Below are 15,906 nucleotides of genomic sequence, written 5' to 3'. Positions count from 1 at the left end.
TGGTTTGCGATGTTAGACTTGGAACGAAATCGTTGTAATTTTGAGCAATATTACTAAAAAACTATTATGCATGCATAATTTTAACTTAAAAAAAATGCATTCTTTTAAATTTTAACTGTTAAAATTTAATTTAGCTTAAAATTCACCTGCATTTTTTCCAATTCTATCAATAACTCCGTTGAGATTTTGACTTTTAGTCTGCGGCTTGGCATCGTTAATTTGGTCACAACCTTAATTTCCTCGACCTCATTTACTTCCTGAATCTTTGTTTCTTCAATTCCATCATCTTCCCGATCATTTTCATCCACAAAAACGGCATCATCAGTTTCCTCAAAATCTGTTGGCGTTTCTACCTCAACCAATCTCTTTACTTTTTCTAATTCCATGATCTCAAAAGTCACCGAATTATCGCCTTTATTCTCACTAAACAAATGACTTAATTGATGAATAAATTCGGCTCCCAAGTCTTTTATGTTTAACAGCAAAATCAATTTTTTAGCAAAAGCTTCCAGAATATCCTGCAATTGTCTTATTTCAACAAATTGCATTCTTGGATCAGATTTTTTACCCGTATCATGATTCACCCATCCATCTTTTATCAATATTTTGATGAAAGCAAAATTATTCTGAATTAGGAAATGGCGGAATTTTAAATACTCTTCACCAAAAATCTTAAACTCATAACTTTCATCATAACCTTCTAAGTTAAATACAGCCCAGCCCTTTCCGTTTTTAGCCACACGATGCTGAACATTATTTATGATTCCGGCAAAATTTAAATTTTTACCCACATATTCATTCATACTTTTCAGGGATTCTAATCGAGAGTTACAGAAGTATTTCATCTCGAATCTAAAATCGTCCAACGGATGTCCTGAAATATATATTCCGACTACTTCTTTTTCCTTTGCCAGTTTTTCCATGGTACTCCAGTCTTCACATGGAGGCACAACAGGTTCGGCAATCTGCACTTCACTCGTTTCCCCAAATAAACTTACCTGTGACGAGTTTTCGTTTTCCTGAAATTTCGATCCGTAACGCATCGCTTTTTCATAAAAAGTAATTCCGTCACCATCATCATGAAAATACTGTGCCCTTGTTGTACCTTCAAATGAATCGAAACCTCCTGCCAGTGCCAGGTTTTCAATTGCTTTTTTGTTGGCAGCACGCAAATCAATACGTTTCGCTAAATCAAAAATCGATTTATATCTTCCGTCCTTTCTATTTTCTACAATAGTTGCAACTGCTCCAGAACCAACTCCTTTAATCGCTCCCATTCCAAAACGTACTGCATATTCATCATTTACGGTAAATTTATAGTACGATTCGTTTACATCCGGTCCTAAAACCTGTAAACCCATTCGTTTACATTCTTCCATAAAAAACGATACTTGTTTAATATCGTTCATGTTATTCGAAAGAACCGCCGCCATATATTCTGCCGGATAATGTGCTTTTAAGTAGGCTGTTTGATAAGCAATCCAGGCATAACAAGTCGAGTGCGATTTGTTGAAGGCGTAACTTGCAAAGGCTTCCCAGTCTTTCCAGATTTTCTCCAAAACTTTTGCGTCATGACCCTTTTTTGCCGCTTGCTCCACAAATTTAGGCTTCATCTTGTCCAATACGTCCTTTTGCTTCTTACCCATCGCCTTACGCAAAACGTCGGCCTCACCTTTTGTAAAGTCCGCCAGCGATTGCGACAAAAGCATTACCTGCTCCTGATAAACTGTAATTCCGTAGGTTTCTCCTAAATATTCTTCACAGGCATCTAAATCGTATTTAATTTCCTCTTCTCCATTTTTTCTTCGAACGAAAGACGGAATATATTCCAAAGGTCCCGGACGATACAAGGCATTCATTGCAATTAAATCTCCAAAAACCGTCGGTTTCAGATCCTTCATATACTTCTGCATTCCGGGTGACTCGTACTGGAAGATTCCAACCGTTTCTCCCCTTTGGAAAAGTGCATAAGTCTCGACATCATCAATCGGAAATGTATCCGGATCGAGATCAATTCCGTTTCTGTATTTTACCAGTTTAACAGTGTCTTTTATCAGAGTAAGGGTCTTCAGACCCAAGAAGTCCATTTTCAGTAATCCCGCACTTTCTGCAACCGAGTTATCAAACTGGGTCACGTACAAATCAGAGTCTTTTGCTGTGGTAACGGGAACGAAATTCGTAATATCCGATGGCGTAATGATTACCCCACAGGCGTGAATTCCGGTATTTCGCATTGATCCTTCAAGAATCTTTGCCTGCTGAATGGTTTCTCCTGCCAAATCATCTTCATTGGCAATAGCAATCAACTCTTTTACATTATCGTATTCATCGGAACGAAGTGCTTTTTTAACCTCGTCCTCACTTTCTGAAATAAAACGTGCCAAATTCCACTTTGATGGCATCATTGCCGGAATCAGTTTTGCAATTCTATCGGCTTCAAACAATGGTAAATCCAATACACGAGCCGTATCACGAATCGCCGATTTGGTTGCCATTTTACCATAGGTTATAATTTGCGCTACCTGATTCTGACCGTATTTATTAATTACATAATCCATAACACGACCACGTCCTTCATCATCAAAATCGATATCAATATCGGGCATCGATACACGATCCGGGTTTAAGAAACGCTCAAAAAGCAAATCGTACTTGATAGGGTCGATATTGGTAATTCCTAAACAATATGCTACCGCAGAACCGGCAGCAGATCCACGACCGGGACCCACCGAAACATCCATATTTCTGGCTTCGGCGATGAAATCCTGAACGATCAAAAAGTAACCCGGATATCCGGAGTTCGAAATGGTCAATAGCTCAAAATCCAAACGTTCCTGAATAGACTCTGTTATTTCTCCATATCTTTTTTTTGCTCCCACCATAGTAAGGTGACGCAAGTATTTATTTTCTCCCCTAACGCCTCCGTCAGCTTCATCTTCGACAACCACAAACTCTTCCGGAATATCAAATTTAGGAAGCAATACATCACGATAAAGCGAGTATCCTTCGACTTTGTCTATAATTTCCTGAATGTTAATAATCGCATCTGGCAAATCAGCAAAGAGCTTTTTCATCTCTTCTCCCGACTTATAGTAGTACTCCTGATTTGGTAATCCGTAACGATATCCACGGCCACGGCCAATTGGCGTTGCTTGTTTTTCACCGTCTTTTACACACAACAAAATATCGTGCGCATTGGCATCTTCTTTATTTAAATAGTAGGTATTATTTGTTGCAATTAATTTGACATCATGTTTTTTCGAAAATTCAATCAGTGTTTTGTTTACACGATTTTCATCTTCCTGATTATGACGCATGACTTCCAGATAAAAATCATCTCCAAATTGCTCTTTCCACCAAATCAAAGCTTCTTCGGCCTGATTTTCACCAACGTTCAGAATTTTACTTGGAATCTCTCCATATAAATTCCCGGACAAAACCATGATATCTTCTTTGTATTTCTCGACAATTTTTCGATCAATCCTCGGAACATAATAAAATCCGTTTGTAAAAGCGATTGAAGACATTTTTGCCAGATTGTGATATCCATTTTTATTCTTGGCTAATAATACGACCTGATTTCCGTTGTCTTTTTTACTTTTATCCAGATGATTCTCGCAAACATTAAATTCACAGCCTACAATTGGCTTTATCTCTGTTTCCGTTGGCTCTTCGCCTGCTTCAACCAACGCTTTATTTTTAGCCGATGCTCCTTTATTGTGATTCATAACGGCGCTCACAAAGTGAAAAGCCCCCATCATGTTTCCAGTATCGGTCATGGCAACGGCAGGCATTCCGTTTTTGGCTGTAGCCGAAACGATGTTACCGATTCCTATAGTTGATTGTAAAACCGAGAACTGGGTATGATTGTGTAAATGCGCATATTTTGCCGCTTTAAAATCTTCTCTGTCAGATTCTGAAACTGTAGTTCCTTTATCAGTAGACTCTAAAGCTCTTAATTGCTCTCTGATTTTATCAGATGCCGCTTTTAAATTGATATGTTTTAAACCGATTAACGGAAATTCCTGAGGATTTCTGCTTTGAAATTCCTTGAAATAATCCTTCGGAACATCCAGTTCTTCTTTGGTAAAAACTTCTCTTCTAATTAATTCCAGAAAACAACGCGTAGTTGCCTCAACGTCAGCAGTTGCGTTATGCGCTTCCGCGAAAGGTTTATTAAAAAGAAAACTGTGTAACTCTGTTAAGGTTGGTAATTTAAACTTACCTCCACGACCTCCCGGAAGCTGCAATAATGAAGCAGTAACCTCGGTACAGGTATCCAGAACCGGCATTGAACTCATAGGAGAATCCACACCCATTCTATGGAATTCAGCCCCCATAATATTAACGTCAAAACCTAAATTCTGACCAACAATAAACTTGGTTTTACCTAAAGCAATATTGAATTTCTCCAAAACTTCAGCCAGGGTGATTCCATCGGCATCTGCCAATTCTGTCGAAATTCCGTGAATACGTTCTGCATCATACGGAATATTAAATCCGTCCGGTTTAACCAAATAATCCTGATGTTCTATAAGCTGCCCCATTTCGTCATGCAGCTGCCATGCGATCTGAATACAGCGGGGCCAGTTATCAGAATCAGTTATAGGAGCATCCCAACGTTTTGGTAATCCAGTAGTTTCGGTATCGAATATTAAGTACATAGGTATAAAAAGACAAATTTAAAATTCCAAATTCCAAGTTTCGCATCGCATAAATCGTTGATTTTATGAACTATAAAAAAACTTGAGATACAAAATTGAGGAAGTTCAAATTTAGTCTTTTTTTTAGAGAAAGAGCGCAGGATTTTATCAACACCGCTCAATATTTTTTATTCTTTCCCATTTACAAAAACCATCAGCGAAATAGCCAAATACGGAATGTCTTTCAGAATAAAAAAATCAGTAACCGGAAAACCTTCCACCATTTTAAAAACACCTGGAGTTGTCACTAAAAAACTCAGTGTCGTAACAAAAATAATCGCTGAAGCAAAACCGGCATAAAAACCAATTCTTCTTAAAAATAAAGAAGCGAACAAACCAATCCCGGTAAGTACTTCAAAAATTCCAATAAGATTTGACACTTGCTGAACCGACATTACTTTGTACATCCAGCCCATAGCAAAATGATTTTCTACCAATTCTTTTATCGCTCCGGCTTCAACTGCTGTAAACTTAAAAAGCCCGACCCACAGCAAAATAATTACAGTTCCTAAAACTCCCAGCTTGTACGCAAATTCATTTAAATTCATAATGTTATTTTTAAAAATTAGAATATTCAAAATTAGCGCTTGCTTTTAAAAGCAAATGTCAGATACCCGTCATTACCTATTAATTTGTTCCCAAGCATTCCTACTCCTTTCCATTTAATTTCATTCTAAAAAAGAAAAAAATACAGCTCTTGGATGTCGTATTATTTCAATTAAAAAAATACAATCAAACAAACCCGTTAAACGTATCTAAGCGCCCTCAAAAAATGTTTGTATTTGACACTTCAAAAACTTAAAAAAGAATCAAAAAACAACAATTACCTTCGTTTTTATTGATTTTGTTACATTTTTAAAATCAAAACATCATATTTCATAGTGATTTATAGGGGATTCCATCAACTATTAAAAACCAAAGCAGTTCGTTAAAAATTAATTGAAAAAAGAAAAACAAAACCAATTTCTTATTCCTTTTACCGTACAAAACCGATCGTACTAAAGCCAATCCTAATTTGTATTTTCAGTTTGGGTATCGTATATAATGAAATATTGAAATTGACCACCTTGAAGCTTTTTCTAATTTTGTTTTCCTATTATATAATACAGGAAATTGCTGTGATTATAGAAATTACAATTAAAAAAAATAAAAAATGAGTAAGACATTATTTGACAAAGTATGGGATTCACATGTAGTGCGTAAAATTGAAGATGGACCAGATGTGTTTTTTATTGACCGCCATTTCATTCACGAAGTTACAAGTCCTGTTGCTTTTTTAGGATTAAAAGCCAGAGGCGTTTCTGTTTTATACCCGGAGCGTACTTTTGCAACTGCCGACCACAATACACCAACCATAAACCAACATCTACCAGTTCAGGATCCTTTATCAGCTAATCAGCTTCAGGCTCTTGAAGACAATGCCAATGAATACGGAATTTCACACTGGGGATTAGGACATATTAAAAATGGAATTGTACACGTAGTAGGTCCTGAAAATGGAATTACTTTGCCAGGTGCTACTATTGTTTGCGGAGATTCACACACCTCCACTCACGGTGCTTTTGGAGCAATTGCTTTTGGGATCGGAACTTCTGAGGTTGAGATGGTACTTTCTACTCAATGTATCATGCAGCCAAAACCAAAGAAAATGCGTATCAACGTAAACGGTCAATTAAGCAAAGGTGTTGGCCCAAAAGATGTTGCACTTTATATTATTGCTCAGTTAACTACTTCAGGCGGAACGGGATATTTTGTTGAATACGCCGGAGATGTTTTCGAAAATATGACCATGGAAGGCCGCATGACGGTTTGTAACCTAAGTATTGAAATGGGTGCCCGAGGCGGAATGATCGCTCCGGACCAAACTACTTTCGATTTCCTTGAAGGAAGATTATATGCCCCAAAAGGAGAAGCATGGGATAAAGCCGTTGCCTACTGGAAAACACTTAAAACGGATCCGGACGCTGTTTTTGATGTCGAATTGAACATCAAAGCCTCAGATATCGAACCAATGATTACATACGGTACTAACCCGGGAATGGGAATTGGTATCTCAAAACATATCCCGAACGCCAACCAGGTTGAAGGCGGTGCGGAAACCTATAAAAAATCTCTTGCTTATATGGGCTTTCAGGAAGACGATGTGATGATTGGAAAACCAATTGATTATGTTTTCTTAGGAAGCTGTACCAACGGACGTATTGAAGACTTTAGGGCTTTTGCCGAAATTGTAAAAGGAAGAAAAAAAGCAGATAACGTTACGGCCTGGTTAGTTCCCGGTTCTCACGTTGTTGAAGCTCAGATTAAAGAAGAAGGTATTTTAGATATTCTTACGGATGCCGGTTTTGTATTGCGTCAGCCTGGCTGTTCTGCATGTTTAGCCATGAACGATGATAAGGTTCCTGCCGGAAAATATGCAGTAAGCACCTCCAACCGAAATTTTGAAGGTCGTCAGGGTCCCGGTTCAAGAACATTATTAGCAAGTCCGATTATGGCTGCCGCAGCCGCTGTTACCGGAAAACTAACAGATCCGAGAGAGCTGTTTTAATTTTAGATTGAAGATTTTAGATTGCAGATTGCTGATCTAAACTTCTTCAAATAAAATTGACTTACATTATTTAACACAAAACTTTTTAGTTTCTAAGTTTTAAGTTTTCAAAAAAATCTAAAATCCAGAAATCTAAAATCTAAAATTCCAGAAAATGGCATACGATAAATTTAATATACTTACCAGCAGTGCAGTGCCACTGCCAATTGAGAATGTAGATACCGATCAAATCATTCCGGCGCGCTTCCTAAAAGCTACTAAACGTGAAGGTTTTGGAGACAACCTGTTTAGAGACTGGAGATATAACGGAGATGATTCTCCAAAAACGGATTTTGTTTTAAACGATTCAACTTACAGCGGAAAAATTCTGGTTGGAGGAAAAAACTTCGGTTCAGGATCTTCAAGAGAGCACGCTGCCTGGGCAGTTTACGATTACGGTTTTAGAGCTGTAGTTTCAAGTTTCTTTGCCGACATCTTCAAAGGAAACTGTTTGAATATTGGAGTTTTACCCGTTCAGGTGAGTCCTGAATTTGCGGATACCATTTTCAAAGCAATCGAAGCTGATCCTAAAACAGAATTAGAAATCAATTTACCAAATCAAACGATTACCTTATTGTCAACAGGCCAACAAGAATCATTTGCAATTAACGGATACAAAAAGAACAACATGATCAATGGTTTTGATGACATTGATTATTTACAAAATATCAAAGAAGACATTGTAGCTTTTGCCGACAAACTTCCTTATTAAAAAATCAAGTCTAGTCCCTTGAGGCCCGGGAGGTTTTTTTTTAAATCTGTCGGGTCTTTATAACTTAAACCAAGACAACACAACAACAATTTACCGGTATAAAGGAATTTGGAAAATCAATATGGAAAAAAGAAAAATTGAAATAATGGATACAACACTCCGCGACGGTGAACAAACCTCGGGAGTATCATTTTCTGCCGCAGAAAAACTGACCATTGCACAATTATTGTTGGATGAATTAAATATTGACAGAATCGAAATTGCCTCTGCACGTGTAAGTGAGGGAGAATTTCAGGCCGTAAAAGGCATTACCACCTGGGCAACCGAAAAAGGATACATTGATCGCATTGAAGTTTTATCGTTTGTAGATGGCGGCGTTTCGATAGAATGGATGAAAAAAGCAGGTGCAAAAGTCCAGAATTTATTGACCAAAGGCTCATTAAATCACCTCACACATCAATTAAAAAAAACACCCGAACAGCACTTTTCTGAAATCGCGCACACTATCAAGTTAGCAAAAGAAAACAATATCGAAACCAATGTGTATTTAGAAGACTGGAGCAACGGCATGCGAAATTCTCCTGAATATGTTTTTCAATTTCTGGATTTCCTGACAACCCAACCTGTAAAACGAATTTTACTTCCGGATACTTTAGGCGTATTAATTCCGTCTTTGACTTTCGAGTTTCTTTCGAAAATCAGAGCCAGATACCCTAAAATTCATTTTGATTTCCACGCTCATAACGACTACGACTTAAGCGTTGCCAATGTAATGGAAGCCATAAAAGCCGGTATCAACGGACTTCACGTAACGGTAAACGGAATGGGGGAACGCGCTGGAAACGCACCACTTGAAAGCACAGTAGCCGTGATAAACGACTATCTGCCCGAGGTAAGTATCAACATCAAAGAAACTTCTTTATATACCGTAAGCAAACTGGTAGAAACTTTCACAGGCTACAGAATCCCTGCCAACAAGCCAATTGTTGGAGACAATGTTTTCACCCAAACTGCCGGAATTCATGCGGACGGAGACAATAAAAACAATTTATACTTTAACGATTTGCTTCCGGAGCGCTTTGGAAGAAAACGAAAATATGCTTTAGGAAAAACTTCCGGAAAAGCCAATATCGAAAAAAATCTTCAGGAATTAGGCTTAAAATTAAACCAGGAAGACTTGAAGCTGGTTACACAAAGAATCATTGAACTAGGCGACAAGAAAGAGACTGTAACGAAGGAAGATCTTCCTTATATTATTTCTGATGTTCTGGACAGCCATACCTATGAAGAAAGAATAAAAATTGAGTCTTATATATTAGTTCACTCCAAAGGAATGCGTCCGTCCACTACTTTATGCTTAAAATTTGGAGATGAAATCATCGAAGAAAACGCCCAGGGAGACGGTCAGTTTGACGCTTTTATGAATGCTTTATCTAAGATTTATAAAAGTAAAAAACTAACACTTCCTAAATTAATTGACTACGCGGTAAGAATCCCTCCGGGAAGTAGCTCCGATGCCTTGTGCGAAACTATTATCACCTGGGTAAACAACGAAAAAGAATTTAAAACAAGAGGACTAGATTCTGATCAAACGGTCGCAGCAATCATTGCCACTCAAAAAATGCTGAATATAGTTACTTGATAAAAGGTGCTAAGTTGCTAAGAATCTAAGGTACTAAGAAAAAAAACTAGAATCCAAGTAACTCAGAACCTGAGAACAAAAGAAAACAACGTCAAGTAACTAAATGCGCTAAGTAAAAAAATCTTAAAATCTTAGCAACTCAGAACCTTAGAACCTTAATAACACACATAGAATGAAATTAAACATCGCCCTTTTAGCAGGAGACGGAATTGGTCCTGAGGTCATAAATGAAGCCGTAAAAGTATCTGATGCTATTGCAAAGAAATTCAATCACGAAATAACATGGACACCAGCCTTAACAGGAGCATGCGCAATCGATGCGGTGGGGATTCCCTATCCTGATGAGACTCACGAAATATGCATGAAAGCCGATGCTGTTTTATTTGGAGCAATTGGTCACCCAAAATATGATAATAATCCAAGCGCACCAGTTCGTCCGGAGCAAGGTTTGTTATTGATGCGCAAAAAACTAGGATTGTTTGCCAATGTACGCCCAACTTTTACTTTTCCTTCTTTAATTGATAATTCTCCTTTAAAGAGAGAAAGAATCGAAGGAACTGATCTGGTTTTCCTGAGAGAGTTAACAGGCGGAATTTACTTTGGAGAAAAAGGAAGAACAGACAATGGAGATACTGCCTTTGACAACTGTGTTTACACTAGAGCCGAAGTGCAACGTTTAGCAAAAAAAGGTTTTGAACTAGCTATGACCCGAAGCAAAAAATTGTGCTGTGTTGACAAAGCAAACGTTTTGGAAACTTCACGCCTATGGAGAGAAACGGTTCAGGCAATGGAGAAAGATTATCCTGAGGTTACAGTATCCTACGAATTTGTAGATGCTGTTGCAATGCGTCTGGTTCAATGGCCAAACTCCTATGATGTACTAATTACAGAAAATTTATTTGGAGATATTTTAACCGATGAAGCTTCTGTCATTTCAGGCTCGATGGGATTAATGCCTTCTGCTTCTGTTGGAGAACACACTTCATTATACGAACCAATTCACGGATCTTATCCACAAGCTACAGGATTGAATATTGCAAACCCATTGGCCACTATTTTATCTGCTGCCATGATGTTTGAAGATGCTTTTGGACTAAAAGATGAAGCCGAGGCGATTAGAGCAGTTGTAAACAAATCTCTGGAAGAAGGAATTGTTACAGAAGATTTAGCTCCAAAAGGCGCTAAAGCATACAAAACCAGTGAAGTTGGAGATTGGCTTGTAGCGAATCTATAAAATTTTATTTCAGGTTCTATTTTGTTTCAAGTTGTGTTGGAACGTGAAACAAAATAAACTTGAAACAAAAAAAGGGATCAACTTGCGTTGATCCCTTTTATATATTTAGAAAAAAATATTAATATCCTCCTCTGTTACCACCACGGTCATTTCCACCACGGCTGTTTCCTCCACCATAACCTCCGCGTGAATCTCCACCACGGCTGTTATTGTTGAAGCTTCTTCTTTCACCTTCAGGTTTCGGTTCAGATTTATTAACTACAATTGCACGACCTTGAACAGTAGCTCCGTTCAATTCATCAATTGCTTTTTGAGCTTCAGCATCGTTTGGCATCTCAACAAAACCAAAACCTTTGCTTCTTCCTGTAAATTTATCAGTAATGATTTTAACTGAATCTACTGCTCCGTAAGCCTCGAAAGACTCTCTTAAATCTGCTTCCTCAATACTGAATGGAAGGCTTCCAACAAAAATGTTCATATGTACTTATTTATAATAATGTAGCAAATGTAGTCTTATTTTTCTGTAATCTACTATATATTAGTTTATTTATGCTTTTATTTTGATTTAAAAAAATAGAAATCAACAAAACCAAACTGTCACAAATTAAAAATCTAATTCTCAAATGTTGTCGAAATTGGAATTTTGTAAAAAACACCTTCTGTAAAACTAACTTTTGGTTTTTCGGTATCCTTTTCATCCTCATTCCATGCATTAAACTTAAAAGTTCCTGAAATAGTTCTATTCTCTGCGTTAAATTCAGTAATCACAATTTGCCCATCTCCTTTATTTGTTCCTGTAGAAAACCTAGATGATTTCGACTCTTGCATATTTAAATAAGTTGCAGTCGTAATATTATCACGCCCCAAAATGTAAGTTTGTGCTGTTGAGCCCGATACTTTTAAAACTACTTTTTCAAATCCAAGATCACCTTCAATAACAAAACTGCCATTCTCGCCACTAGTCGCTTTATAAGTCGTCGCACGCCAAAATACATTCTCTTTTAGGCTTTGAAAAGCAGGATTATTAAATTTTACGTCTTCTGAACAAGAGGAAACGATAAAAAGCAGCAATACTAAAGAAATTATTTTTTTCATATCACAGTGAATTTGAGGCAAAAGTACCTCATTTAAGATAATTATTTAAAAATTGAAGTCAAAAAGGACAAAAAAGCTCTAGAAATACACCCGAGATGTATTTAATATGATTTCGAACGTATAATTCATAAAAAAAATTATATCTTTGCGCCCTTAATTAATAGGGGTCGAGTACCTCAAAATTTAATCATACGATTATGTCAGTAAAAATTAGATTACAAAGACACGGTAAAAAAGGAAAACCTTTTTACTGGGTTGTAGCTGCAGATGCACGCTCAAAAAGAGATGGTAAATACTTAGAGAAAATCGGTACTTACAATCCAAACACAAACCCGGCAACTATCGACTTAAACCTTGATAGCGCAGTTAAATGGTTACACAATGGTGCACAACCAACTGATACTGCTAGAGCAATTCTTTCTTACAAAGGTGCTTTATTGAAACACCACCTTGATGGAGGTATTCGTAAAGGAGCTTTAACTCAAGAGCAAGCTGACGCTAAATTAGCTGCTTGGTTAGAAGCTAAATCTGGAAAAGTTGATGCTAAAAAAGACGGTTTAACAAAAGCGCAAGCTGATGTTAAAGCTAAAGCTTTAAAAGCAGAACAAGAAGTTAACGCTAAACGTTTAGCTGCTGCAGCTCAAGCTGAAGCTGATGCTATCGCTGCTGCAACTCCTGCAGTTGAAGAAGAAGTTACTGAAGTTGAAGCTGATGCTACTGCTGAAGAAGCTCCTGCTGCTGAAGAGAATAACGAAACAACTGAAGCATAATTTTAGCCAGCGAGAATGCGTAAAGAAGAATGTTTTTATTTAGGTAAAATCGCTAAAAAATTTAGTTTCAAAGGTGAAGTTCTGGCTTATTTAGACACGGACGAACCTGAGTTATACGAAAATCTGGAATCAGTGTTTGTTGAATGCAACAAACACTTGGTTCCTTTTTTTATTGAAACAAGTTCTTTACACAAAAACGATTTCTTAAGAATCCGTTTTGAAGATGTAAACACAGAAGAAGATGCAGATGCCCTACTTGGCAATGCGATCTATCTTCCTTTAAGTATGTTGCCAAAACTTTCCGGCAACAAGTTTTATTTCCATGAAGTAATCGGTTTTGAAATCGAAGACCAGCGTTTAGGCGTTTTTGGAAAAATCGCTGCCGTAAATGACACGACAGCACAACCTCTTTTTGAAGTTTTGAATGGCGAAGTCGAAATGTTAATTCCGATGATCGATCAATTCCTGGTAAAAATAGACCGCGAAAACAAAAAGGTCATCATGAATTTACCTGAAGGATTGGTAGAGATGTACCTTTAAATTTAGAAATTCCAATTTTTTTAAATTCCAAATTCCAACTTGACAGAAGGGAATGATTATTGTTTTTTTTGAAAGAAAAAACCTATATTTTTTATTTGTTTTTATTACTTTTAAACCCTAACAATTGGAGTTTGAAATTAAAAAAAGGAAAATCATATCATGAGCAAACCCTACGATCTAGAAGAGAGAACTTTTTTGTTTGCAAAAGAATGCAGAAATTATATTAGAAGTCTGCCAAAAACAATATCAAATATTGAAGACGGCAAACAACTCTTAAGGTCATCTGGTTCTGTTGGTGCTAATTATATTGAAGCAAACGAAAAACTAGGAGAGAAAGATTTAATATTCAGACTTAAAATTTCCCGAAAAGAAGCAAAAGAATCTAAATATTGGTTGAGATTACTACACGAATTAAATCCTGATCAGAGAATAGCTTCAGATTCTCTATTATTTGAGATAGACGAATTACGAAAAATTTTATCGGCAATAATCGCTAAAACATCAAAATAATTAATTCGGATTTTAATCTTATTTTTGCATCAAAAAATAAGCCACCAACACACAACTAGAATTAGAATTTGGATCTTCTCCTTTGGAATTCTCTTCTATCTGGTTGGAATTTGGAATTTAAAAAAATTGGAATTTCTCTATATGTTTACATTCAAACAATTTTCAGTTCTACAAGACAAAACCGCTATGAAAGTGGGCACAGATGGTGTTTTACTGGGCTCCTGGGCACCAATAAGCCATAATCCGTTTAGCGTTTTAGACATTGGAGCCGGAACCGGAGTTATTGCTTTGATGCTGGCACAACGCACTCATGCAGAACAAATTGACGCGCTTGAAATTGATGAAGATGCTTACGAACAGGCTGTTGATAATTTCGAAAACTCGCCATGGGGAGACCGTTTATTTTGTTTTCATGCCGGATTAGATGAATTTATTGAAGAACCGGAAGACGAATACGATTTGATTGTTTCAAATCCTCCATTTTATTCCGAAAATTACAAAACCGAAAACGAACAGCGCGATCTGGCACGTTTTCAGGACGCAATGCCTTTTGAAGAATTAATAGAAGCTGCTGACTTGCTGCTTTCAGAAAACGGAATTTTTGCGGTAATTCTTCCCTACAAAGAAGAAGAAAATTTCATTGCCTTAGCCAAAGAATCAGAATTATATCCTATCAAAATCACAAGGGTAAAAGGCTCCCCAACTTCAGAAATCAAAAGAAGCCTAATTGCTTTTAGCCGAAATGAAATCCCGGAAACAGAGACAAATGAATTAACGATAGAAATCGAAAGACATGTCTATACTCCGGAATACATTGAACTAACTAAAGACTTTTACCTGAAGATGTAGTTCAAAACTCCACTTTTTTACTCTCGAGAATCAAATTGTTGTTCTTCCAATATTCCACATCTTCATTAACTTTTGCATCTAATTTCAAACGATCAATAGGACGTTTTATAACCGATACATTTTCTGTAATAATATCTTCAGACATTAGGTCATAATTAGAATTTACAGTACTTATTTGTTTTTTAGCTCCTAATGAATAATAATTACTTTCTACTTTTTCATTACAATAGTTAATAAAATAGCGCCCATTTACATTTTTATAGGTTTGCGTGATCTTCAATGAAGACTCTATCCAAATATCGTCGTTATCATTCGATCTGTCTCTCTTTAAAACTACATACTGCTCAAATTTTACAATTGCAAAAGAATCTGTCTCGATATAAATAAAACCAATTGCAGATTTTGGCGCAGGATTTCCAAAACCGCTAGAAAAAACCGTCGGATTCAGATTTGTAAAACTTATTACATAGACATTTTTACCGCCATAAGTTGTCGTTCCTTCTTTCTTTAATTCGAAATCTTTTGTTTCATAAAGCAAATTCTGATTGCTCAGCATTATGTTTCTAAAAATTACAACTCCAAAATACCCTATTCCTTTCCAGTTTTCAATGGTTTCTGCGTTCAGTTTTTTTCTAAACTGCAATATTTCTCCAAAATAATTAGCTGCTGCATCATCTGAAACTTTGACTCCATTTGGACTGTAGGTACTAATTGAAGCCTCTTCATTTATTACAGCAATGCCATCTTTATTGGTCTGAGACCTAAAAAAGAATTTCTGATTAAATGGTTTTTGATAATAATTATTTTCAATATTTGCTTTTGCCTTTTGTAAAATTGTCGTTGCAGATAAGGTTTTGGATTTCTTTTTAGAAGAAACAACGACCGTCTCATTCAATGAAACCTGAGCATTTGCCTCTCTATCTAATTTTATATGCAATTGTTCGCTTTGCAACTTTTCAAGTTGAGAAACCATGATTGTATCTGAAAGATATCCTAAAGCCGAAATAATCAATTTGTCATTAAAACTTCCTTTAGAAATATTAAATTGAAAACTCCCTTCTGAGTTTGAAACCACGCTTTTGTTACAATTAAGAAGATAAAGATCCGCATTTACTATTATCGCATCTGATTTTGAATCTTTAACCGTTCCAGAAATACTAAAAGAATCATATAAATTTTTCGCTTTTTGCGCATACAAGACAGTTTGCAACAATAAAAACACTATTACAATTACTTGTTTGATCATTATTTTTAACTTCATTAT

Annotated in this window: 13 protein-coding genes; 8 read left to right on the top strand and 5 right to left on the bottom strand. The window is 36.5% G+C overall.

Annotated elements, in window-relative coordinates:
• Positions 1-125: 125 nt before the first annotated feature.
• Both dnaE and AC3IS6_RS06560 read right to left on the bottom strand, forming a co-directional pair.
• Complete coding sequence (gene dnaE, locus AC3IS6_RS06565; RefSeq protein ID WP_489164184.1) at positions 126-4,664, bottom strand: DNA polymerase III subunit alpha; 4,539 nt, start codon at positions 4,662-4,664, stop codon at positions 126-128.
• A gap of 167 nt (positions 4,665-4,831) precedes the next feature.
• On the bottom strand, positions 4,832-5,251 hold the full coding sequence (locus AC3IS6_RS06560; RefSeq protein ID WP_489164183.1) for a DUF417 family protein: 420 nt from the start codon (positions 5,249-5,251) through the stop codon (positions 4,832-4,834).
• 605 nt (positions 5,252-5,856) lie between these two features.
• Between AC3IS6_RS06560 and leuC the strand changes: the two genes are divergently transcribed.
• From leuC to leuB, 4 genes are all read left to right on the top strand, one after another.
• Entirely contained in the window at positions 5,857-7,251 is a 1,395-nt protein-coding gene (leuC, locus tag AC3IS6_RS06555) for a 3-isopropylmalate dehydratase large subunit (RefSeq protein WP_489164182.1), read from the top strand.
• 154 nt (positions 7,252-7,405) lie between these two features.
• A complete protein-coding gene (leuD, locus tag AC3IS6_RS06550) occupies positions 7,406-8,002 on the top strand; it encodes a 3-isopropylmalate dehydratase small subunit (RefSeq protein ID WP_489164181.1) in 597 nt (198 codons plus the stop codon).
• 121 nt (positions 8,003-8,123) lie between these two features.
• Positions 8,124-9,644, top strand: coding sequence for an alpha-isopropylmalate synthase regulatory domain-containing protein (locus AC3IS6_RS06545; RefSeq protein ID WP_489164180.1), 1,521 nt, complete (start codon positions 8,124-8,126; stop codon positions 9,642-9,644).
• Positions 9,645-9,816: 172 nt separating this feature from the next.
• Positions 9,817-10,878 (top strand): 3-isopropylmalate dehydrogenase, encoded by a 1,062-nt coding sequence (leuB, locus tag AC3IS6_RS06540; protein ID WP_489164179.1) that lies wholly within the window; start codon positions 9,817-9,819, stop codon positions 10,876-10,878.
• A gap of 118 nt (positions 10,879-10,996) precedes the next feature.
• Here the strand turns inward: leuB and rbp are convergent, their stop codons facing one another.
• Positions 10,997-11,356, bottom strand: a complete 360-nt coding sequence (gene rbp, locus AC3IS6_RS06535; protein ID WP_026982652.1) for an RNA-binding regulator — start codon at positions 11,354-11,356, stop codon at positions 10,997-10,999.
• A gap of 134 nt (positions 11,357-11,490) precedes the next feature.
• Positions 11,491-11,973, bottom strand: a complete 483-nt coding sequence (locus tag AC3IS6_RS06530) for a DUF6252 domain-containing protein (protein WP_489164178.1) — start codon at positions 11,971-11,973, stop codon at positions 11,491-11,493.
• 197 nt (positions 11,974-12,170) lie between these two features.
• On the opposite strand from AC3IS6_RS06530, the gene AC3IS6_RS06525 reads away from it, so the two are divergent.
• The 4 genes from AC3IS6_RS06525 (at position 12,171) to AC3IS6_RS06510 (ending at position 14,642) form a co-directional block, all read left to right on the top strand.
• Positions 12,171-12,743 carry a 30S ribosomal protein S16 gene (locus AC3IS6_RS06525; RefSeq protein ID WP_173964860.1) on the top strand — a complete coding sequence of 191 codons (573 nt, stop codon included), beginning with the start codon at positions 12,171-12,173 and terminating at the stop codon, positions 12,741-12,743.
• Positions 12,744-12,758: 15 nt separating this feature from the next.
• On the top strand, positions 12,759-13,283 hold the full coding sequence (rimM, locus tag AC3IS6_RS06520; protein ID WP_202702131.1) for a ribosome maturation factor RimM: 525 nt from the start codon (positions 12,759-12,761) through the stop codon (positions 13,281-13,283).
• A 159-nt stretch (positions 13,284-13,442) separates the two neighbouring features.
• Positions 13,443-13,793 (top strand): four helix bundle protein, encoded by a 351-nt coding sequence (locus tag AC3IS6_RS06515; RefSeq protein WP_489164177.1) that lies wholly within the window; start codon positions 13,443-13,445, stop codon positions 13,791-13,793.
• Between the two features lie 141 nt (positions 13,794-13,934).
• Positions 13,935-14,642, top strand: a complete 708-nt coding sequence (locus tag AC3IS6_RS06510) for a tRNA1(Val) (adenine(37)-N6)-methyltransferase (protein ID WP_489164176.1) — start codon at positions 13,935-13,937, stop codon at positions 14,640-14,642.
• A gap of 1 nt (position 14,643) precedes the next feature.
• Here the strand turns inward: AC3IS6_RS06510 and AC3IS6_RS06505 are convergent, their stop codons facing one another.
• Complete coding sequence (locus AC3IS6_RS06505; RefSeq protein ID WP_489164175.1) at positions 14,644-15,903, bottom strand: carboxypeptidase-like regulatory domain-containing protein; 1,260 nt, start codon at positions 15,901-15,903, stop codon at positions 14,644-14,646.
• Positions 15,904-15,906: the final 3 nt, after the last annotated feature.

This window comes from Flavobacterium sp. KH_035 (assembly GCF_057839565.1).
This window is presented reverse-complemented; position numbering and strand designations above follow the sequence as displayed.

Bases quoted from the DNA above. Each gene is read 5' to 3' on its own strand.
- AC3IS6_RS06525 (WP_173964860.1), top strand. From the start codon at position 12,171: ATGTCAGTAAAAATTAGATTACAAAGACACGGTAAAAAAGGAAAACCT.
- leuC (WP_489164182.1), top strand. From the start codon at position 5,857: ATGAGTAAGACATTATTTGACAAAGTATGGGATTCACATGTAGTGCGT.
- leuD (WP_489164181.1), top strand. From the start codon at position 7,406: ATGGCATACGATAAATTTAATATACTTACCAGCAGTGCAGTGCCACTG.
- AC3IS6_RS06510 (WP_489164176.1), top strand. From the start codon at position 13,935: ATGTTTACATTCAAACAATTTTCAGTTCTACAAGACAAAACCGCTATG.
- leuB (WP_489164179.1), top strand. From the start codon at position 9,817: ATGAAATTAAACATCGCCCTTTTAGCAGGAGACGGAATTGGTCCTGAG.
- rbp (WP_026982652.1), bottom strand. From the start codon at position 11,356: ATGAACATTTTTGTTGGAAGCCTTCCATTCAGTATTGAGGAAGCAGAT.
- AC3IS6_RS06530 (WP_489164178.1), bottom strand. From the start codon at position 11,973: ATGAAAAAAATAATTTCTTTAGTATTGCTGCTTTTTATCGTTTCCTCT.
- AC3IS6_RS06560 (WP_489164183.1), bottom strand. From the start codon at position 5,251: ATGAATTTAAATGAATTTGCGTACAAGCTGGGAGTTTTAGGAACTGTA.
- AC3IS6_RS06515 (WP_489164177.1), top strand. From the start codon at position 13,443: ATGAGCAAACCCTACGATCTAGAAGAGAGAACTTTTTTGTTTGCAAAA.
- AC3IS6_RS06505 (WP_489164175.1), bottom strand. From the start codon at position 15,903: ATGAAGTTAAAAATAATGATCAAACAAGTAATTGTAATAGTGTTTTTA.
- AC3IS6_RS06545 (WP_489164180.1), top strand. From the start codon at position 8,124: ATGGAAAAAAGAAAAATTGAAATAATGGATACAACACTCCGCGACGGT.
- dnaE (WP_489164184.1), bottom strand. From the start codon at position 4,664: ATGTACTTAATATTCGATACCGAAACTACTGGATTACCAAAACGTTGG.
- rimM (WP_202702131.1), top strand. From the start codon at position 12,759: ATGCGTAAAGAAGAATGTTTTTATTTAGGTAAAATCGCTAAAAAATTT.